The sequence below is a fragment of the Akkermansia massiliensis genome, assembly GCF_018847375.1.
Classification (GTDB): domain Bacteria; phylum Verrucomicrobiota; class Verrucomicrobiia; order Verrucomicrobiales; family Akkermansiaceae; genus Akkermansia; species Akkermansia massiliensis.
This window is the reverse complement of the sequence record NZ_CP072036.1, coordinates 2,456,932-2,473,764: the sequence shown is the minus strand read 5'-3', so window position 1 is coordinate 2,473,764 and position 16,833 is coordinate 2,456,932. Positions and strand designations below refer to the sequence as shown.

The 16,833-nt window shown below is 56.5% G+C and carries 22 protein-coding genes and 1 tRNA gene; 7 read left to right on the top strand and 16 right to left on the bottom strand.

The annotated features are described in order from the left end of the window. Positions 1-295: 295 nt before the first annotated feature. Positions 296-1,402, bottom strand: coding sequence for a lipid-A-disaccharide synthase (gene lpxB / locus J5W70_RS10350; RefSeq protein ID WP_257228274.1), 1,107 nt, complete (start codon positions 1,400-1,402; stop codon positions 296-298). Positions 1,403-1,524: 122 nt separating this feature from the next. Here lpxB and J5W70_RS10345 point away from each other — a divergent pair, with 122 nt between their 5' ends. Further along, positions 1,525-2,196, top strand: a complete 672-nt coding sequence (locus J5W70_RS10345; RefSeq protein WP_022398004.1) for a DedA family protein — start codon at positions 1,525-1,527, stop codon at positions 2,194-2,196. Positions 2,197-2,216: 20 nt separating this feature from the next. After that, positions 2,217-2,693 carry a C-GCAxxG-C-C family protein gene (locus tag J5W70_RS10340; protein WP_022398005.1) on the top strand — a complete coding sequence of 159 codons (477 nt, stop codon included), beginning with the start codon at positions 2,217-2,219 and terminating at the stop codon, positions 2,691-2,693. Positions 2,694-2,749: 56 nt separating this feature from the next. Here the strand turns inward: J5W70_RS10340 and J5W70_RS10335 are convergent, their stop codons facing one another. The 3 genes from J5W70_RS10335 to J5W70_RS10325 all read right to left on the bottom strand — a co-directional run bounded on the left by J5W70_RS10335 (position 2,750) and on the right by J5W70_RS10325 (position 4,430). Beyond that, on the bottom strand, positions 2,750-3,094 hold the full coding sequence (locus J5W70_RS10335) for a ferritin family protein (protein ID WP_102722244.1): 345 nt from the start codon (positions 3,092-3,094) through the stop codon (positions 2,750-2,752). A gap of 296 nt (positions 3,095-3,390) precedes the next feature. Next, a complete protein-coding gene (locus J5W70_RS10330) occupies positions 3,391-3,735 on the bottom strand; it encodes a ferritin family protein (protein ID WP_022398007.1) in 345 nt (114 codons plus the stop codon). Between the two features lie 191 nt (positions 3,736-3,926). Then, positions 3,927-4,430, bottom strand: coding sequence for a thioredoxin family protein (locus tag J5W70_RS10325; RefSeq protein ID WP_022398008.1), 504 nt, complete (start codon positions 4,428-4,430; stop codon positions 3,927-3,929). Positions 4,431-4,602: 172 nt separating this feature from the next. On the opposite strand from J5W70_RS10325, the gene J5W70_RS10320 reads away from it, so the two are divergent. Then, positions 4,603-4,677: transfer RNA gene (locus tag J5W70_RS10320), tRNA-Val, on the top strand. A gap of 415 nt (positions 4,678-5,092) precedes the next feature. Here J5W70_RS10320 and J5W70_RS10315 read toward each other — a convergent pair. The 4 genes from J5W70_RS10315 to J5W70_RS10300 are packed head-to-tail and all read right to left on the bottom strand — an operon-like array spanning position 5,093 to position 8,094. Then, positions 5,093-5,974 carry a hypothetical protein gene (locus tag J5W70_RS10315; protein ID WP_022398009.1) on the bottom strand — a complete coding sequence of 294 codons (882 nt, stop codon included), beginning with the start codon at positions 5,972-5,974 and terminating at the stop codon, positions 5,093-5,095. Further along, the gene (locus J5W70_RS10310; RefSeq protein WP_022398010.1) at positions 5,967-6,248 is read right to left on the bottom strand and encodes a Bbp19 family protein; all 282 of its coding nucleotides are present in this window, start codon (positions 6,246-6,248) and stop codon (positions 5,967-5,969) included. Before J5W70_RS10310 ends, J5W70_RS10315 begins: the two co-directional genes overlap by 8 nt. After that, a complete protein-coding gene (locus J5W70_RS10305; RefSeq protein ID WP_022398011.1) occupies positions 6,245-7,879 on the bottom strand; it encodes a portal protein in 1,635 nt (544 codons plus the stop codon). Before J5W70_RS10305 ends, J5W70_RS10310 begins: the two co-directional genes overlap by 4 nt. Before the next feature lie 8 nt (positions 7,880-7,887). After that, a complete protein-coding gene (locus J5W70_RS10300) occupies positions 7,888-8,094 on the bottom strand; it encodes a hypothetical protein (RefSeq protein WP_146018214.1) in 207 nt (68 codons plus the stop codon). 289 nt (positions 8,095-8,383) lie between these two features. Between J5W70_RS10300 and J5W70_RS10295 the strand changes: the two genes are divergently transcribed. From J5W70_RS10295 to J5W70_RS10285, 3 genes are read left to right on the top strand one after another with little or no spacing between them, the layout of a single operon-like run. After that, complete coding sequence (locus J5W70_RS10295) at positions 8,384-9,004, top strand: phage connector family protein (RefSeq protein WP_022398013.1); 621 nt, start codon at positions 8,384-8,386, stop codon at positions 9,002-9,004. 50 nt (positions 9,005-9,054) lie between these two features. Beyond that, positions 9,055-9,348: a BlaI/MecI/CopY family transcriptional regulator gene (locus tag J5W70_RS10290; RefSeq protein WP_022398014.1), complete on the top strand. Its 294-nt coding sequence runs from the start codon at positions 9,055-9,057 to the stop codon at positions 9,346-9,348. Beyond that, positions 9,345-9,608, top strand: coding sequence for a hypothetical protein (locus J5W70_RS10285; RefSeq protein WP_022398015.1), 264 nt, complete (start codon positions 9,345-9,347; stop codon positions 9,606-9,608). The genes J5W70_RS10290 and J5W70_RS10285 overlap by 4 nt, the downstream gene beginning before the upstream one ends. Positions 9,609-10,396: 788 nt before the next feature. Here the strand turns inward: J5W70_RS10285 and J5W70_RS10280 are convergent. From J5W70_RS10280 to J5W70_RS10245, 8 genes are all read right to left on the bottom strand, one after another. Continuing rightward, entirely contained in the window at positions 10,397-11,068 is a 672-nt protein-coding gene (locus tag J5W70_RS10280; RefSeq protein ID WP_022398016.1) for a hypothetical protein, read from the bottom strand. Positions 11,069-11,181: 113 nt separating this feature from the next. Continuing rightward, positions 11,182-11,712, bottom strand: coding sequence for a host-nuclease inhibitor Gam family protein (locus J5W70_RS10275; RefSeq protein WP_022398018.1), 531 nt, complete (start codon positions 11,710-11,712; stop codon positions 11,182-11,184). A gap of 332 nt (positions 11,713-12,044) precedes the next feature. Next, complete coding sequence (locus J5W70_RS10270; protein ID WP_215832805.1) at positions 12,045-12,326, bottom strand: hypothetical protein; 282 nt, start codon at positions 12,324-12,326, stop codon at positions 12,045-12,047. Positions 12,327-12,330: 4 nt separating this feature from the next. After that, positions 12,331-12,642 (bottom strand): DUF6874 family protein, encoded by a 312-nt coding sequence (locus J5W70_RS10265; RefSeq protein WP_022398021.1) that lies wholly within the window; start codon positions 12,640-12,642, stop codon positions 12,331-12,333. Further along, a complete protein-coding gene (locus J5W70_RS10260; RefSeq protein ID WP_022398022.1) occupies positions 12,639-12,914 on the bottom strand; it encodes a hypothetical protein in 276 nt (91 codons plus the stop codon). The genes J5W70_RS10265 and J5W70_RS10260 overlap by 4 nt, the downstream gene beginning before the upstream one ends. Positions 12,915-12,925: 11 nt before the next feature. Next, positions 12,926-13,183 (bottom strand): hypothetical protein, encoded by a 258-nt coding sequence (locus J5W70_RS10255; RefSeq protein WP_022398023.1) that lies wholly within the window; start codon positions 13,181-13,183, stop codon positions 12,926-12,928. 2 nt (positions 13,184-13,185) lie between these two features. Continuing rightward, the gene (locus J5W70_RS10250; RefSeq protein WP_022398024.1) at positions 13,186-14,262 is read right to left on the bottom strand and encodes an AAA family ATPase; all 1,077 of its coding nucleotides are present in this window, start codon (positions 14,260-14,262) and stop codon (positions 13,186-13,188) included. Between the two features lie 37 nt (positions 14,263-14,299). Then, positions 14,300-16,339, bottom strand: a complete 2,040-nt coding sequence (locus tag J5W70_RS10245; protein ID WP_215833019.1) for a hypothetical protein — start codon at positions 16,337-16,339, stop codon at positions 14,300-14,302. Between the two features lie 41 nt (positions 16,340-16,380). Between J5W70_RS10245 and J5W70_RS10240 the strand changes: the two genes are divergently transcribed. Then, on the top strand, positions 16,381-16,833 hold the full coding sequence (locus J5W70_RS10240; RefSeq protein WP_215832804.1) for a hypothetical protein: 453 nt from the start codon (positions 16,381-16,383) through the stop codon (positions 16,831-16,833).

Here is a 16,833-nt window from a genome sequence, read left to right as displayed (position 1 = left end):
CTCTCCGGCCCGGAAATAGCTTTAAATGCTGCGCCCGGCAGAACGAGCATGAACATTCCACAGAAGGATTTCTCTGCCTGAAAAACTACTCCCGATTCCAAAAGGAACGTTCACCGGGAATTCACGGCAACAAATCCCCTGGTCCGGACCGGGAGACAGAATGGAAAAACGGAACCGGCATTTCACCGGACAACGGCCACGGATGTATTTTCCCCATCCCGGTTGCGAACCCGTTTCCATCAATAAAACGGCCGGCGCAATTCTTCCCGGTTCAAATCGTCAAAAAACCGGAGCATTACTCCTTCAGCAGACGGCAGACGGCCTGGGCCGCGTGTTCCGCCGCTCCGCCCTGCCCCAGCTTGTCGGAGGCCTGCTTCATTTCCGCCAGCAGGGCATCCCTGTTTTCCGGAACCAGCAGGCGTTCTATTTCCTCAATCACCTTGTCCGGCGTAAAATCAAACTGGATCAGCTCCTTGACTACGGGCTTCTGCGCCAGAATGTTCACCATGCCGATGAAGCGTATTTTAATAAGCATGCGCGCCATCCAGTACGTCAGCAGGGGAACCTTGTACACCAGCATGTACGGAAGCCGGTGCAAGGCGGCCTCCATCGTGGCGGTGCCGGAAGCCACCACGCCCACGGTGGCGCGGTCCATCAGTTCATGATAGCCCCCCACTGTAATGTGGAACAGCTCCGGCGGCATGCCGGCCTTCTGCGCCATGCCGCGCATTCTTTCTGCAAGCGCCTCCGTGGAAGCTGCGGTTTCAAAAGACAGCTCCGGCCGTTCCCCGGAAAGGCGGCGGACCACCTCTATCAACACCGGGAAATGCCTGTCAATCTCACGGTTCCGGCTGCCGGGAAAGAGACCAACCAGGGACGCCTCCCGGACGTCATCCTTCCGGATGGAAGCAATCTCGTCCACCAGGGGGTGCCCTACGAACTCCGTTTTCAGCCCGGCTTCCTGGAACAAGGGAGCCTCAAAGGGGAAGATGCACATCATCAGGTCCAGCATGCGCACCATCTTGGGAATGCGGCCGCGGTGCCATGCCCATACCTGCGGGGAGATAAAATAAATGATTTTGGTATGCGGGCAGCACTTGCGGACCTTCTCCGCCAGACGCAGGTTGAATCCCGGGTAGTCGATCAGAATGAGGCAGTCCGGCTGGTCCTGCCGTATCCGCTCCAGAATGGAGAGAAAACGCTTCCTGAACCACCCGTACTTCTTGAGCACCTCCACCACGCCGATGACGGCGGCTTCATCCGCCCAATCCTCCACGCCGGGGCATAACGCATGCATGCCGTGGCCGCCCAGCCCCCTGACCTCCATGCCGGGCATCAGGCGCAGCAGATTCTTCAACAGCAGGGCTCCGTGAATGTCCCCGCTCTTCTCGCCTGCTATCATATAAAGCTTCATCACTCTCTGCAACGGCGCGCGCCGTATGCCTTCCAACCTTACCAGCCCCTTTTCCAAGGTGCAATAAAAGACTTTTCTTTCAAGGATTTTAATGCAAGATACGCGCCGTTATGCATGAGTTGATCTCACTTTGGATGTCCTGGGTGCAGGACTGGGGATATGCGGGCGTCATCGTCCTGATGGCCATGGAAAGCTCCATTTTCCCCGTCCCCAGTGAGGTAGTCATCCCGCCTGCGGCCATTCTGTCCACCCAGGATGGAGCATCCATGAGCTTCTGGGGGGTGGTGGTTGCCGGAACGTTCGGCTCCTGGCTGGGATCCGCCATTACCTACGCCGTAGCCCGTATCGTGGGGCGCCCGGTCATCATGCGCTGGGGCAAATTCTTTTTCATGCCGCCCAACAAGGTGGAAAAGGCGGAAGTCTTCCTCCAGCGGTATGAGGTGTCAGGCGTTTTCTTCGCCCGCCTTCTGCCCGTCATCCGCCACCTGATCTCCATTCCCGCGGGCATTGTCCGCATGGGCTTCGGCGTCTTTTCCCTGGTCACCGTGCTCGGCGCGTTTGTCTGGTGCACGGTGCTCGCCTGGTACGGCCACCGCATCGGGGAACGGCATCCGGAACTGCTCAAGTCCCCGGAGGAGCTGATTTCCACCGTCAAGAGCGAAAGCCTTCCCCTTATTCTGGCCGTGCTGGTGCTGGCCGTCTGCTACATCCTCATGCTGCGCCTGACGGACCGCAAAAAACCGGAAGACGCCGCAGCGGACGCTCCCGCTGAAAAGGAGTAGTAAAAGAAAACCTTTTTCCCATGAACGGTTCCAAGGAAGACCGGGCAGCCCAGGCGCTGGATTATTTCCACCAGGGATACAACTGTTCCCAGTCCGTCTTTGCGGCTTTTGCAGACGTCTGCGGCCTGACGGAGGAAACGGCCCTGAAGCTCTCCTCCCCCCTGGGAGCGGGCATCGGACGCATGCGGGAGGTATGCGGCGCTTTTTGCGGACTGAGCATGCTGGCGGGGAGCCTGTATGGAAACAGCTCTCCGGAAACCGGAGAAAAGGAAAAAATCTTTTCCCTGGTCCAATCACTGGCCGCCTCCTTCAAGCAGGAATTCGGCACGCTTTACTGCCGGGAACTGCTGGGATTGTCTCCGGAACGCCTGGCGGCGGAGACGGCGCGCCCCGGAGAAAGAACCGCCGCCTACTACGCCTCCCGCCCCTGTGAACGCTGCATTGCCTTCTGCGCCCGCCACGGGGCCGAGCTGGAAGCAAAAGCCCGGCATCATTAAAATGCCCGGTCACCCATGGAGGGAAACCGGGCATTTTAATCAGACGGAAGATTCCGTCAATGAGCGGCCTGGGAACTGCATTTGCCGTCCGGGCAGGACGCCTTCAATTTGTCGATCTTTTCATTGGTTTCACCCATCCCTTCATCGTAGAAGCCCTGTTCATCCGGGGCCAGCACTTGAAGGAGGCGGAGGAATTCGCCCGCGTGTTCCTTTTCTTCATTGGAAATGTCCAAAAGGACTTCCTGCGCAAGCTTGTTATCGATGGATTCCGCAAGCTGGGTATAAAGCTGGATGGCCTCATATTCCGCAGCAATCATGAACCGGATGGCCCTTACCAATTCGTCATGGGTAAGCATCCGGTCTTCTTTTTGTCCACTAAATGCATTTGTAAATTCAGGCATGCAGGTATGACTCAAATCACCACTAATGTATTCAAAATGTTTTTGTCATATATTTTTCGCGACATTCTTTGAACTTTTTCCATTGAAAACGGTCTAAGGAATCCAGCATCGCATTCCGGCTTTTTTCCATAGGAGGAAACGGCAGTTTTTCCCTCCTCAATTTTCCCGCTGCGGGACTTTCCCCACTGTCGGCATGAAATGAAAGAGGCGAGCCGGGACACATGCGCGGCATGAGAAAACGCCCGGATTCTTCGTGGAAAAAACCGGGCGTCTTGCAGTGGCGGCTGGAAAGCCCTTTAATGGGCGGCTTGGGAACTGCATTTGCCGTCCGGGCAGGACGCCTTCAATTTGTCGATCTTTTCATTGGTTTCACCCATCCCTTCATCGTAGAAGCCCTGTTCGTCCGGGGCCAGCACTTGAAGAAGGCGGAGGAATTCGCCCGCGTGTTCCTTTTCTTCATTGGAAATATCCCAAAGAACTTCCTGGGCCAATTTGTGGTCAATGGATGCGGCAAGCTGGGTATAAATCTGAATAGATTCATATTCCGCAGCAATCATGAACCGGATGGCCCTTACCAATTCGTCATGGGTAAGCATCCGGCCTTCCTTCAATCCACTAAATGCGTTTGTAAATTCAGGCATGCAGGTAGGACCGGATGGGCAAATCCTTCATTCAATATGCGTTTGTCATAATTTCATGGAGCTTCTTTTGAACTTGCGCCATCAAAAACAGTGTAGGGGAAATTTCTCATCTTTCTTCCCAAAACACGGCAGGAGCGACGGTTGTTCTGCCGCCGCTCCTGCTGAAAACGTTCCGATCCGGAACAAATACGTTACTTGGCCTCCGCAGTCTTGGGCGCGTACTTCTTGAAAAATTCAACGTACTGGACAGGAGTCTGGCCGGGAATATAACCCGTGCGGCCCAGTTCCTTGCCCTCCGCGTCCACCACGACCATGGCCGGAACGCCGGTGATTCTATACGTCTTGGCTTCCTTGGACTTGCTGAAATCAGAACTGCCGAACTCGAACTTGACGCCGATAGCCACGCCGTCCATGCCCTGCTTGAATTCCTTCTTGGAAAGGATTTCCTTCTCCAGCTTAATGCAGTAGCCGCACCAGGACGTTCCCGTAAAAAGAAGGACGATGGGAAGGCCGGTTTCCTCCGCCTGCTTCTGGGCGCTCTTCAGGCTCTTGCCCCAGCGGAATTTCACCTTCGCCGCCTTGGCGGCCTTGGCGGCGGCTTCCTTGTCCGCGGGAGTGCTCTGGGCCATGGAAACGCCGGAAACGCTGAATCCCAAGACGGCGCACAACGCAAAAATAAAATGTCTGTTCATCATACTTGTGAAATGTTCTTCCCAAATTAGCAAAAATACACCGCATAGGAAGAAAAATCAGCGTCTTCCTCCCGGCAGGAATGCTTCCTCCCCCTTTCACAAAATGGACCGCTTTCAAAAAAAGTATTGCTCTTTCCGCCTTAATCGGGTAATAATCCGCCCGCACTTCCAAAACGCGCGGTTAGCTCAGTGGTAGAGCAACACCTTGACATGGTGGAGGTCGTAGGTTCAAATCCTATACCGCGTACCATCTTCTTAAAATCCCGTCCCTTTCCGGACGGGATTTTTTATTGCCCCTCCCTGATGAATGGGATGATGCGGTCTGGCGCCTGTTGAAAAATGCCAGCATCAACGGACGGTTTGTGTAAAAATTGATGGAAGCTGCCTGAATAAAAATAAGTGTGGAAATACTATCCATACCTACTTACGGTAAAAGGTATAAGTCATATCTTCCTCCCTCCTCCATCCATACGGAAAAAAATATTTTTCCAACTTTTTTTGAACGCAAGCCCTGTTTCGGGACGCTAAAGGTATGAAGGCAGATGAAGGCCCCAGCCCTTGACCCTCCTTCCCTGATGAAATAATGACCATTAAAAGCCCGGCGGAAGAATTCTCCCGCCGGGCTTGCTTTTCAACCAATTCCGTTGCTGAAACGGCCCGGACGGCTACCGGGAAGTCAAACGGTCGTATAACTCATTGGCGTATCTGTGATTGGGATGGTTCACATTCATATACGCCTCATAAAGCGGATGGGAGGGATCCGACTCCATGCGCATGGCTTCCTCTGCCGGGGAGGGCGTTGCGGCCCCCGAATGATGAAGAGGAGCTTCATCAAGCAGGCGTGAGGCCTGGTACAGCAGGCGGATGACGTCCGGATTGGACCCTAGCCCCGGATTGTCAAGCAGGGCATCCACATCCACTCCCGTCTCGGACGCAAGCCGCTGGAGTGCGGCGGTAGCCCTGCCCATGTTGCGCTCATAATTGGCGCCCCATTCCTGCTGCAGGGACTGTTCCGCCTGCGTTTCCATCTCCATCCGGGAATCCGCCATCTGTTCCCGGGCCTCCTCATATGCCTGGGCCATCGTTTCCTGGAGAGCGTTCATGGCTTCCGGCGGTACGCCGTAACGGTAGGCCGTGCGGGCCATGCGTTCTGCGAGCCCTGCATTCCACTCGCTTTCCGGCGTGGACTCCGGACGTTCCAGGCGGTAATCTTCCTCCGATTCCGGCAAGCCGGCCAGACGGCGGAACCGAGCCATCTGCTCCTCATTCTCCACGCCGGGATAATGCCGCAGGCGCTCCAGCTCCGCATAACTCTTCGCCAGCGCTTCCGGCGTCTTGAACTTGGAAAGGGACTTCTCCATCCCCTTCAACTCATCAAACCGGGCATACCAATCCGGAACAAAACCGCCGTCCTCCCCCAAAAGGGAAGGAAGAGGCACGGCTTGAGCCGCGGCTTCTGTCAACGCTTCCGCCTCCGGGAAAACTGCTCCGGAAAAATCCGCCTCCCCGGAGGGAGCGGCCATATTATTATCAATGGAATCAATCATTCTTTTCTTCTGCTGTGGATTCTTTAATGGCTAACTGAACTTGACGGCGGATGTACAGGAAAACCTCCCTGTAGGCATCGCGCCTCATGGCGTCCAGGGGGTCATAACTCCCCGGGCTGCCTTGAAAAACGGGCAAATCAGTCTGGAAGCGGGCTTCCAGAAAGGACAGCGCCTCCCGCCCGTCCGGAGTGTCAAACACCCGGAAAAGCTGGCGCCTTCTGAGACTGGCCTCCCGGACGGAGGCCTCCTGCTGCAATGTCGTATCCTGGTTCATTCCTGAATCGTGGTTAACTGGTCAAGCAAGGGATTGAGGGAAGCGTACGGCTCCTCTTCCGCCGGAGCCTGTGCGGCCCCCTGCTGGCGGTCCGCCCGTTCCTTCCGCATGGCCTGGACATCGGCCCAGGGCCTCAGCATGCTCTCCGGAGCGCCGTCCACACGGGTGGACAGGCGGAAGCAATGGTCCCAGTCCACATGATCCGCCAAATCCGGAGCGGCCTGCATCATCATATTCAGGCGCTGAAGGCTGCGGTCCATCCCCTCGCTCTGCAAGCGCCTGAGCACCAGCGCAATCTTTGACTGGTACACCACCCTGGGCTCTCCGACGGCAATGGAGCCGTCCCTCCCCTCCCGCAGAACGGCGCGGGGAGGCCTGGGAAACTTGCCCATGCGGAACAGCAGGGAGAAAATGCGCGTCATGGTGGAATACAGATCACTCACAAACAGCGTGAAGGACGGGGAAAACATCAGCACGCGCTCGTTCTCCCGGGCCATCACCTCCGTGGCGGTCATGCTGCCGCGGTGGCCGCTCCAAAGCTCCAGCATGGGCAGGTAATAGGCGCGCCGGATGGCGTCCTGCTTCTGCGCCAGACGGTCCATCCCGACGTCATACCTGCCCTGCGTGGCCCACTCCCGCGGAAGGTGGAGGGAGGCGGCCTCCGGGGTAATGACGGTTCTGCCGCCGGCCCGCAGGTCCACCTCCCCAATCTGGTTGGCGAGCTCCAGAATGCGTGGGAAGGCGGCCACCTCCCCCAGCGTGTCCAGAATGCGGTTCAGGAACTGAACCTGCTGGATGGCGGGAAACACCAGCCTGCCGGGCGCGAGGCCGTACGGACCGCTGCCCCACTTCAAAAACCGGGTTACCAGGTAGGGAAACTCCATATATCCCCCCTCCTCCACGATCACCTGGTCGTCTAGGGACAGATACACGCTTTCAAACGGCATGTGGGCGGCCTGCTCCCTGCGGCGGCTGCGGCGGGTGCGCGGACGCACCACATGCAGAAACCTCAGGGACATGGCGTACGGATTGCCGCCGCGTTCCAACACCTCCCGCGCCCTGGGCCCCAGGGCCTTCATGCCGAACATGGAACGCGCCTGGTGGGCGGTATAGGTAAACTCCCTGACGTAGGTATCCACCCGGCCTTCCGCATTCTCCGCACAGGCGAACTGACCGCACGGAATATTGGTGAACAGCAGCCTTCCGTCCGAGGAAGTTCCCGTAAACAAACTGCCGGTCCCCAAAGCCACGCGGTCCAGAAAACACTCATGGATCTCCGTATAGAAATTGGAAACGGACAGCTCCTTCAGGGCAATCTCCGAACACTGATTGTACCAGGCCTCCGCCTCGTCCCCTCCCCGGTCGTCCGGAGCCGACCACTTGAACCACACGTCATGGCTGGGCGTAATGTAGGACATATGGCCGCTGGCCAGCTTCTGGCACGCCTCCACGGCAGTGGTATCCGTCATGCGGTCCATGGCGTCCCTGGTGGGGAGGGAAACCTCCCCTTCCCGGTTCAGGCGGCGGGGCAGCACGTAATCCCTCAGGCGGTCCCACCACGTCTCCCACGGCGCGCGCTGGGCGGCCAGGGACTTGTACACGGAATTCAGCTCCGCAACTCTCTCTTCCATGGCGGTGCCTATCCCAGGGTTTTCCTAAGCAGGGTCCGGGGATTGACCTCTCCCTGCCCGGCGGAAGAATTGCGGCGCGCCAGAATGGTGGAAATCATCCCCTGCCTCTGCCGCTCCCGGGCCTGATAATCTTCTCCCACTTCCTCTCCCACGCTCTCCGCCTTGACCGGGATGGTCTGCTCCGGAGCTGGAGTGGAAGGAGTGGACGGTTTCATGAATCCCATAATCTCTTTTACTTTCTATGCATGGTTTATACTGATGGCCCCTTCCGCCTGCCGCACGGACGATCCATGCGGCGGGAGTGTTCGCTCCCCGCGGAGGAAAAGGGCGGTCTCCTCACCTGCCCGGAATTGCCCGGGAAGGTGCATGCATTTATCAAATAGATGAATTGGAGGAAAATGCATCCGGGGAAAAACCGGGCGCATACGTGCCACCGGTGGCATCAAAGAGGGTGTTCCCAAACGTGATGCATTCCGCATCCGTTTCCGCCAAACATGTGGCGTTATGATCAATGAATCCTTACTTCAGCCGGACACTCCCTCCGCGCTGGACATCTGCAACGCGGCGCTCTCCAAAATAGGGGAGGCTCCGCTGGACGCGCTGATTGCCAATGAATCCACGGCATCCCGTCTCTGCGTTCTTCATTACCACCCGGCACGGAGGGAAACCCTCTGCATGGCGCGCTGGACCTTCGCCACCACGCAAACCACGCTGGACTCCGTCTCCGCCCAGGCGCCCAACTCCCTGACACCCTATCAATTCACCCTGCCTGCGGACTGCCTGCGCGTGCTGGATGTGGAATGCACGGAATGGAAAATGCAGGGAAGGCGCATCCACGCCTCCCGCGCGCCGCTGCCCATGAGCTACATAGCCGACATTGAAGACGCCGAACAATTCGATCCCCTCTTCATGGACGCGCTGGCTACCCGCCTGGCAGAAAAGCTTGCCATGCCCCTGACGGGCAACCAGAGCCTTCGCCAGAATCTTCACCAGGAATTCCATAAAATCATTCTCCCGCAGGCGGCAACCGTCAATGCGGTGCAGAGCTTCTCCAACGACTCCCACCCCCTGCTGGACCTGCTGAGGAAAATCAAGTCGCCCGCCTGCCCGGAGGAATGTGAATAACAGGAGAATAACAAGGCAGCAACATAACAACAACTTGTGAATACAAGCTCATGAAAGCCCTGGACTTCATACAGATATTCGCCTCCAACGTCCGCAGGCTGGACTTCCGCCTCAGCAGCGCCCAGGTCATCCTGGCCGTCATTGCCGGATACAGGCGCCACAGTACCATTACGGAAGCCACGCGCTTGCATCCCAATACCGTTACCAACATCCTGCAGGACCTCATTGCACAGGGATACATCAACCGCTTCGGGGACAGCCGCCCTTACGTCTACCGCCCCACCGCGGATGGGGAACAGCTTGCAGGAAACCTGCTGGATAAAAACACCCTCCCCAGCCCATGAAAGAGCCCCTGCTCAGCACGGAAGAAAAACGCCGCTGGCTGGCCCGCGTCTTCCGGGATACGGATGGAGAATACTCCCAGGCGGACAAATTCAAGGCGCTGGTGGAAGATACCAAACTGGCGGCCCTCCAGCAGGAAGAGGAGGAATTCAAACGCCAGCGGGAAGCGGGCGCCGCACCGCAGGACCCCATTCTGACCCTGCTCCAGTCCCTCCCTCCCGCAGAACTCGATCTGAACCGGCAGCCCCCGGCTGAAAAATAAACAACAAAACCCGAAAAAAAGCTCTCCAGACCAAACAAGCCTGGAGAGCTTTTCATTTTTAGGAAGAGTTACGCACTCCTTGCGGATGATCGTTATCAGTGAAGGGTGGAAAGGGGTGAATTTGGGGTGAATAAGGGTGAACGCTAGGAAAATCAAGGGGTGCAAGCGTCGGGTGATCAGGGAAAGACAGTGTGGAAAAAATCGGCGTCAGGAATGCAAATTATCAAGCATCGTGGAAAATAATCATGATAGGATTCCCGCATGTGTACATCTACATATTGCATACCATTGTACGGCTCCATTACCGTTATCTCTCCAGAAGATCGGAGGAAAAAGGCCCCTCAAATTTACCATCTCCATGATACCGCTGTCGTGTTGATGTGGGCAACTCGTGAAGGGGCCAAAACAACATGCTGGGTGAGGGATGTACTCGACAACGTGTGGATTGTGATCAGGAGAGAGGAAGATGATGATTGAAATGAAAAAGGCCGCCAGGAACAACCTGGCGGCCTGAATTGTATAAGAGCGTCATGGTCTATCAATGGTCGGACCATGATCAGTCCTACTGCACCTCCTCCTGTGGGACGATACGCCATCCAGATCGGACCTCGTTACTGCCGATGTCAATAACCCAGTCCTGCCAAATATGATCGACTAGCACCCCCTTGGATGGGCTGAATACTGCCATAATGCGGTATCCATCCGATTGAGATAAGCAGGCAGACTCAATCATGGCTCCCTCCTTGGCAGCTCTAAGAGCCTCCGGCCAGGTGAGCGGATAGCCAGGATTACTCATGATTGCACCTCCCCTGGTTGTACTTGCGGGCGGTCATATCCCAGGTAGCCTCCAGAGCTGAGCGGTGGCGCTCAAGAGGGACAGCCCCGACATGATCGGCCAGCTTGCCGGGCGGCATCGTGCGCGGATCAGCATGCGGTTCGTAGGTCTCTTGGCCGGTCTCGGAGGCCAGTTTGCGGGCATCCGCCCGGCCCCGGTTGATGATGGTGTACATCAGGTGCTGGACATGCTCCACGGCAGCATGATCTCGCAGGGTATTGTACACTGTCCGACCTGTGCAGGATAGATGCAGTTGGTCGCGCACAATAGCCGCCAGATAGTCCGGCGCTGTCTCATAGCGCTGCATGGCATCGCGCAGGTTGTGGATGACCTTGCCCATCTCCGACCAGGTACGGTCCTTAATGGGAGCATCGCCCAGGTAGGCTGCCAGCCTATTATAGATAGGCACGTAGTGCTCTTGACAACACTGGGTCAGCGACTCGGTGATCCCGGTGGCGTACCACACCTCCTGATGTCTCCACTCCGCCAAGGGAGGAAGGGGGCAGCCCTGGGACTGGATGCGCTTGTAAGCTTTGCCGGCCATGATGGACAGCACGGTGATCTGTCGCTTGGTGAGTGGCTTATTGCTCATGATCGGATTGTTGCTTGGGATGTTGTAAATCATTGACCAACTGGTCCCGCTGTGCGGGAGTCAGGTGGATCAGCGTGGCGGTGCTTGCACCGCGTACTGACCCGGTTGTAACAGTCAGGACGACATGGCTATCAATGTAGACTACCTCAATCTCGGTCATCGCTCTTGGTGCTCCTCTCTACAAAAAATGTCTCTACCTGCTCAATTTTAAGCCCCAGCTTGGCGAGCTTGTGAGGCTTGACATGCTGGCGGATCGCATCCTTGTCAGGAGTCACCTTGGTGACCAGGTACGCCTTGCGGCGTGTAGTCTTGAGCAGGGCGACAATCTTGTCCCAGGTCCAGCCCTTGGCGGGCTTGAGGGAGGGCTGCCCCAGGCGGTAGCCGTAGGTGGTCAAGGCTGTCGTCCCGGACTTGCGGCCCTTGGGGAATAACTCCTCACGACGAGGAGAGGCCCATTGCTCGGCCATCTTGACGAGACTGTTAATCTCCGTGGTCAGATCGCTGATACCGGGGTCATGATCCGTGAGAACCTGCTGCAAGGCGGTCTCCTTGGCCGCCTGCAAGGTGTCCAGCTCGACGCCCTTGCGAGCGATGTCGTCCAGGGTCTTGATGAAATCGACCCGGTCCTTGATCACTTTCTGATCCGTGGCCTTAGTCGTTGTGCGTGTCTTGCCCATTGTGGTCTGTGTTTTGAGGTTGGGAGTTGTTACATTGGCACTGCCCTATCAGGGCGTAAGCGCCCACACTAGGAGCACCGTCTAGAGTAAGATCGGCAATGGGCACGACACAGAGTCGGCCGTACCCTTTGAATCCTCTCCGTACCACGGCCTTACCCTCTGACAATATCCGCTCAATAACCCCATCATAACCAGAGACTCTACACGATATCCTGATCCGGTCGGCGGACTTGGTCGTTGTCTGAGTGGTCCGGTTGACGTAGACCACATCACCGACCTTATAGGTTGACGGATCGACGGGCCTGAGCTTGCCGCAATGAGGGCACTTGTATTTATTGTTGTACATTGTTATTTGCATGTCTCTTGTTAAGTTGCTTTCTTTTCTTGGTCAGCATGTCCACGACATGCTGCCAGGTGAGGTCTGGCGTGGTGCTGAGCCACTCCAAGAACAGCTCTCCATCTACAGGGATGTAGCGCTCACCGAGCTGCTCCAGGCGGATGGCGATCATGCCCGGCCAGCGTGGATCGTAGACCTCCCAGTGGTAGCAAGCATCCGGGAATCGGTTGAGTTGAAGGCCAATGAGAAAGGCCAGAGTATTGGGATCGTAGGCCATAGGATCAGGCATGACGGCTGGCCCTCCTCTCCATATCGGCAAACCGGGGGAGAAAACACCTCTCCAGCTTGCCTGAGTAGCGGTTAATATGAGCGTTGATACCCGTGACATCGTGCATTAGATTAAAATCATCGGCCTGCTCCATCTCGGAAAGCCTCAGAGGGCATCCGTTACAGTGGCATGCCATCAGGTCCATCATGATATCCACCTCATCGAGCTCTGTGTTACCGTACTTGCGATAGAGAGCGATGGCCCGATTGGCGATGCGCTCAATGATCTCACTCTCCTCAGAGGTAGCTGTAAATAAGTCTTTCATTGGTTTCCCTCCTGGTTGGTCATCGCCTCTTTCAGAGTGATCACATCCTTGAGTAACCGTCCCAGTACGGTGTACGCGTTGCCAAGATGTTGTTGAAGGTCTCCCAAGTCGAGCGCATCAGTGGTGCCAACCGGCCCCCATAACTTAACGGCCTTGACGATGGCATCAGCCAGTTTCAGCATGTCGCCGCCAATCCGTATGGCGGCGAGCGTTTCCGATGGTATTGCGATGGTGCGGACGGCACCTTTTTTCTTGTCGTTGTCTTTTTGCATAGTGGTGTGGGTTATGATTCTTGATCATCATGCAGGGCGATCAGGCGGTTAAGCTTGCCCAGCATGGCTTCCCGTTGGTCTGCGGGGATGTTCACGGGCCAGTCCTGGCCCGTGCGGATGATATTCTTTAGTTTGTTCCTTTCTTCCCAATCCACCACGATGCGGGCGCATTTGCTGTCTGCCTGCATGGTGGCGGGGGTGATGTAGGTGCGGATGTCCAGCGAGCCGTTGGCATACCGGATCAGGGCAATATATAAAGGAGCGGGCATGGTCAGGAGGCAGTGGCCAGTTTTTCCAGTTGCTTGTGAACGGCTACAAAATAGCCCCACGTAAATTCCTTGCCGGCCTTGCGGGCGGTCGTGGCTCCGGAACGCATGCGCTTGGTATAACGTCCCAGGCCGTACTGCTTGACCATTTTCTGCACGATTTTGAGCGTGGCCGGGTCAGGGTCCGGCAAGCCGAACGCCTGCCAGACGCGCTGCTGGTCGGCATAGGTGATGTTCTTGGGCAAGTAGATATTGATGCCGCGCAGGATGGTCTGGCTTAACACACCTTCCCAGCTCGCAGGCATCCCATGCCATTTCACTTGCCCGTTTTTGGACTGGCCGGAAAGGGTCTTCCCCCATACGTCCGTACCTACCAGAGCCATGCCGCAATGCGTTTCATCATAGATTTCCCGCAAGGTTTCTATGGTTTTGAGGCCCCGCGCTCCGGTCATGCACACTTGGTGCACTTCATCGAAAATCAGGAGATGGGCCGGAGTAACCGTCTGCTTGATGCGATCCACCATCTTTTCATAGCGCAGGTTTTGCCCAAGGTCCAATTCACGGGCAATCAGGTTCACGACACGCAAGGCGGAGGGGGACGTAGGTATGCGCACCAGCACCACACGGCTGGTGTCGCAACCGGCTTGACGGTCAGCAATATCCTTGCGGCGTTTGTATTCTTCGCAGGCCCAGGTTTTGCCAATTTGCGGGTTCCCCACCAAGCTGACAATCTCCTGGTACTCCACGGAGTATTCAAAAGCCTGGCTGATTTTGCGGAATATGTCCGTATCAACAAATGGGATGCCCGCAACCCACGTCTTGTTGTTGTACCTGCGCCGGAAGTTGGCAATGCTGTTCACTACCTGGTCCGGAGCGGCTTCACGGCTCTCATAAAAGAGTTTGGAAAGCGTGGAGGGGGAATACCCCACAGTCTCGGCGGTTTGCTTGAGCGTCCATTTTTCCTGTTTGGCCGTAGCCACCAGCCAGGAAAGCAAGTCCTTGGTCCGTGGATCGTAGCCGGATGCCGCCAATGATGCGGCGTAGTTGTCCCAGAGGGATTCGGTTGTTTCTATTGCGTCCATATTGTTATTGGTTTGGTTGTTGTTTGAAAAAAGAGCTTTAGCCGGGAATCATGTCTTCCAGGGAAAGGTGATATTCCGCTCCTGTTTCTGGCTCCGGTTCGTCTTCCCTGTCAGGAAAGGATGGAGCGGCGAACACGTCCACGCCGGGAACGGAGGGAGCGCCGGGCAGCGCGTCCCGGTCGTCCGGGAGGGCGTCAGGCTGCTGGCGCGCCAGGCGGAGCACGGCGTCATTGTGTTCCTTGAGCGCCGCCACGCTTTCCTTGGCGGGGGCATTGCGGACCTTGTAGTCCATCATCAGGTCAGCGCGGCGGGAAGCGATCAGGCCCATTTGGGATTTCACGGCGTCCTCGTCGTTCCGGGCGGCGGCCACGCTCAACGGAGCCGCTCCCAGAATGCCGCCGCGCTTGTCCAGCACGATCACCGTGTCCGGCTTGAACGGGTTGATCACCACGTCGTGCTTGTCGTCCGCCAGTTCATGGCGGCGTCCGTCGTCAAGGTCTGTATAATAGGCATGGTAAATGCGCGGTTCCGGGGAAAGCGTCTTGTCCTGCAAAGTCATGTACCCCCGTTTGACGGTCAGGGTACGCACCTTTTCCGGCCCCAGCAGGGTGACGTACAGGTCCAGCGGTATGCGCCAGAGTTGCTTTTTGCCCTGCTCCCACACGGCGGCTGGAGACAGGCGCGTTTCACGCAGGCGGGAAGGATCGGCCAGCACCAGCGCGCGGATGGCCTGCCATGCCTGCAATTCCGCCTGTCCCCTGGTGGGATCGGGCAGTTTGTTTTCCGGCGTCCAGACGCCTTCCGCCAGCGCGTACTCGCGGATCATGTGGCCGCATTCCCGCCAGCCTTCCAGGGCATGATTGGTGCGGTTGTTGATGATGGCGTACACGTCCCGGAGGATTAAAGAGAACTGGTAAAAATCCAGGAAGGGGGATTTGATCATGTCGGCATACTCGCCCAGGCGTGGCAGCGCCTTGCACAGCTTGTCTTGGTAGGCAATCATGCCGTCGGTGCTTTCCGGCTGGCGGCGGTCGCGTCCGGATTGTCCAGGCAATGCCCCCAGCACGTTATGAATAAGGCTGTGCAGGCATTCGATCATGGCTTTATAACGGGGGTTTCCTGCGCCGCGTCCGGCCCAGCCGCCCATCAGGGCGTTGCCGGCTCCGGTCATACCGCCCATGCCCACGCGAATCACGCCGCCTGTGCGGTCGTGAAGCGCCGCAATGTATTTTTCTGAAAGGTTGGCCGTGCCGTGCTCCATCATCAACAAGCAGCCGTCCGGATGGTAGCCGGTGGAATAAAGGATGTTGGCCAAGAAGAGCCTGAACATTTCATTGTCCAGGGCTTTCCGCTTTTTGGGATCATCCGGCAACGTCACAAAGGGCATGTGCCCCCAGTCAAACCGGCAGCCGGACGCAACGTCATGGGCGCCGAATTCCAGCACGCGCACAGGCTTTCCGGCAAAGGTGACGTAATGGTCATGCCATACGTCGTCGAACATGTATTGACCACCCACGGGCAGGCCAACGCGAGAAGTGCGCACATAAGGCAGCACGGCAGCGGCGGCGCGCGATCCCCATTTGCCCTGCTGTTTTTCGGCTTTGGTTCGGGCCAGCACTTTGCGGAGATTGGCCGCTGAGCATCCGGGCGGCAGCGTGGCTTTGGTCCAGTCTTCGAACCCCGGAACTTGTTCTCTGCCGGAAATGATGCGGTGCTGGATTTCCAGAATGCCCTGCTGCTCGGAACGTTGGTGTTTGTCCAGGATCGCCTTGCCCCAGGCGACGAAACGGGGAGAATGCACCCCCGTGTTGGCGGTGCGGGATTTGAGCGTATTACCGTTCACCATGGCACGCCAGTTGCCGGGGTCTTCCCGCCAGGCATAATATCTTTTTTTGGCAAGCCCCTTGCTGCACCCCATGGCCTTGGCCAGCCGATCGATAATGCCACCCGTTCCGCAAATCGGCAGGCCGGAAGGCAAATCAGAAAGGGCCGCCAGCCAGCAATAAACCCGGTCGCGGGTAGGCATATCAAGTGCCAGCCAGTCTGGATCGTGGGCAGGTACGGGTACAGTTTTCATTTTTCTGTTGTTTTCAGAAGGTTAATTGTCTAGTTTTCGGCATGGAGTATTTGGTGAATTTCATAGCGGAGCACTGGTTTGAAATAGTTTTGTCGATAGGCACGGTATGGTTCGGATACGTATTTCAGGAATGGAGGAAAAAGAGAAAGGTTCAACTGGAAAGAGAAGCTAGAGAGTTAGCCAATTTACATGCTAACTTGAAAAAAGGTGATAATATTCAAAGAGGGATATACATCCTGCAAAATACAATCCAATTGGCGGTGTCTTGTGTTTATGAGACGGTCTGGTGTGCAGCGTGGACCGTTATTTTTTTTGTAATTATAAGAACAGAAAACACTTTTATTATTTACTTAGTGGTACTTAATATTGGACTTTGTGGTGTAAGATTCTTCCTGGCTAAGCGCGACTTGGTATCTGCGGGTAAGAATGCGTTTGTATCTTTCTACAAGAATAAAATTGAAGAGGAAAATCCCGTAATTAAGGAGAAGGATTAA

Excerpts from the sequence above, each read along its gene's own strand:
- J5W70_RS10345 (WP_022398004.1), top strand. The coding sequence starts at position 1,525 with ATGCATGAGTTGATCTCACTTTGGATGTCCTGGGTGCAGGACTGGGGA.
- J5W70_RS10265 (WP_022398021.1), bottom strand. The coding sequence starts at position 12,642 with ATGAAAGACTTATTTACAGCTACCTCTGAGGAGAGTGAGATCATTGAG.
- J5W70_RS10270 (WP_215832805.1), bottom strand. The coding sequence starts at position 12,326 with ATGGCCTACGATCCCAATACTCTGGCCTTTCTCATTGGCCTTCAACTC.
- J5W70_RS10245 (WP_215833019.1), bottom strand. The coding sequence starts at position 16,339 with ATGAAAACTGTACCCGTACCTGCCCACGATCCAGACTGGCTGGCACTT.
- J5W70_RS10285 (WP_022398015.1), top strand. The coding sequence starts at position 9,345 with ATGAAAGAGCCCCTGCTCAGCACGGAAGAAAAACGCCGCTGGCTGGCC.
- J5W70_RS10280 (WP_022398016.1), bottom strand. The coding sequence starts at position 11,068 with ATGATTTACAACATCCCAAGCAACAATCCGATCATGAGCAATAAGCCA.
- J5W70_RS10250 (WP_022398024.1), bottom strand. The coding sequence starts at position 14,262 with ATGGACGCAATAGAAACAACCGAATCCCTCTGGGACAACTACGCCGCA.
- J5W70_RS10325 (WP_022398008.1), bottom strand. The coding sequence starts at position 4,430 with ATGATGAACAGACATTTTATTTTTGCGTTGTGCGCCGTCTTGGGATTC.
- J5W70_RS10295 (WP_022398013.1), top strand. The coding sequence starts at position 8,384 with ATGATCAATGAATCCTTACTTCAGCCGGACACTCCCTCCGCGCTGGAC.
- J5W70_RS10340 (WP_022398005.1), top strand. The coding sequence starts at position 2,217 with ATGAACGGTTCCAAGGAAGACCGGGCAGCCCAGGCGCTGGATTATTTC.
- J5W70_RS10310 (WP_022398010.1), bottom strand. The coding sequence starts at position 6,248 with ATGAACCAGGATACGACATTGCAGCAGGAGGCCTCCGTCCGGGAGGCC.
- J5W70_RS10260 (WP_022398022.1), bottom strand. The coding sequence starts at position 12,914 with ATGCAAAAAGACAACGACAAGAAAAAAGGTGCCGTCCGCACCATCGCA.
- J5W70_RS10300 (WP_146018214.1), bottom strand. The coding sequence starts at position 8,094 with ATGAAACCGTCCACTCCTTCCACTCCAGCTCCGGAGCAGACCATCCCG.
- J5W70_RS10335 (WP_102722244.1), bottom strand. The coding sequence starts at position 3,094 with ATGCCTGAATTTACAAATGCATTTAGTGGACAAAAAGAAGACCGGATG.
- J5W70_RS10240 (WP_215832804.1), top strand. The coding sequence starts at position 16,381 with ATGGAGTATTTGGTGAATTTCATAGCGGAGCACTGGTTTGAAATAGTT.
- J5W70_RS10275 (WP_022398018.1), bottom strand. The coding sequence starts at position 11,712 with ATGGGCAAGACACGCACAACGACTAAGGCCACGGATCAGAAAGTGATC.
- lpxB (WP_257228274.1), bottom strand. The coding sequence starts at position 1,402 with ATGATAGCAGGCGAGAAGAGCGGGGACATTCACGGAGCCCTGCTGTTG.
- J5W70_RS10290 (WP_022398014.1), top strand. The coding sequence starts at position 9,055 with ATGAAAGCCCTGGACTTCATACAGATATTCGCCTCCAACGTCCGCAGG.
- J5W70_RS10305 (WP_022398011.1), bottom strand. The coding sequence starts at position 7,879 with ATGGAAGAGAGAGTTGCGGAGCTGAATTCCGTGTACAAGTCCCTGGCC.
- J5W70_RS10315 (WP_022398009.1), bottom strand. The coding sequence starts at position 5,974 with ATGATTGATTCCATTGATAATAATATGGCCGCTCCCTCCGGGGAGGCG.
- J5W70_RS10330 (WP_022398007.1), bottom strand. The coding sequence starts at position 3,735 with ATGCCTGAATTTACAAACGCATTTAGTGGATTGAAGGAAGGCCGGATG.
- J5W70_RS10255 (WP_022398023.1), bottom strand. The coding sequence starts at position 13,183 with ATGCCCGCTCCTTTATATATTGCCCTGATCCGGTATGCCAACGGCTCG.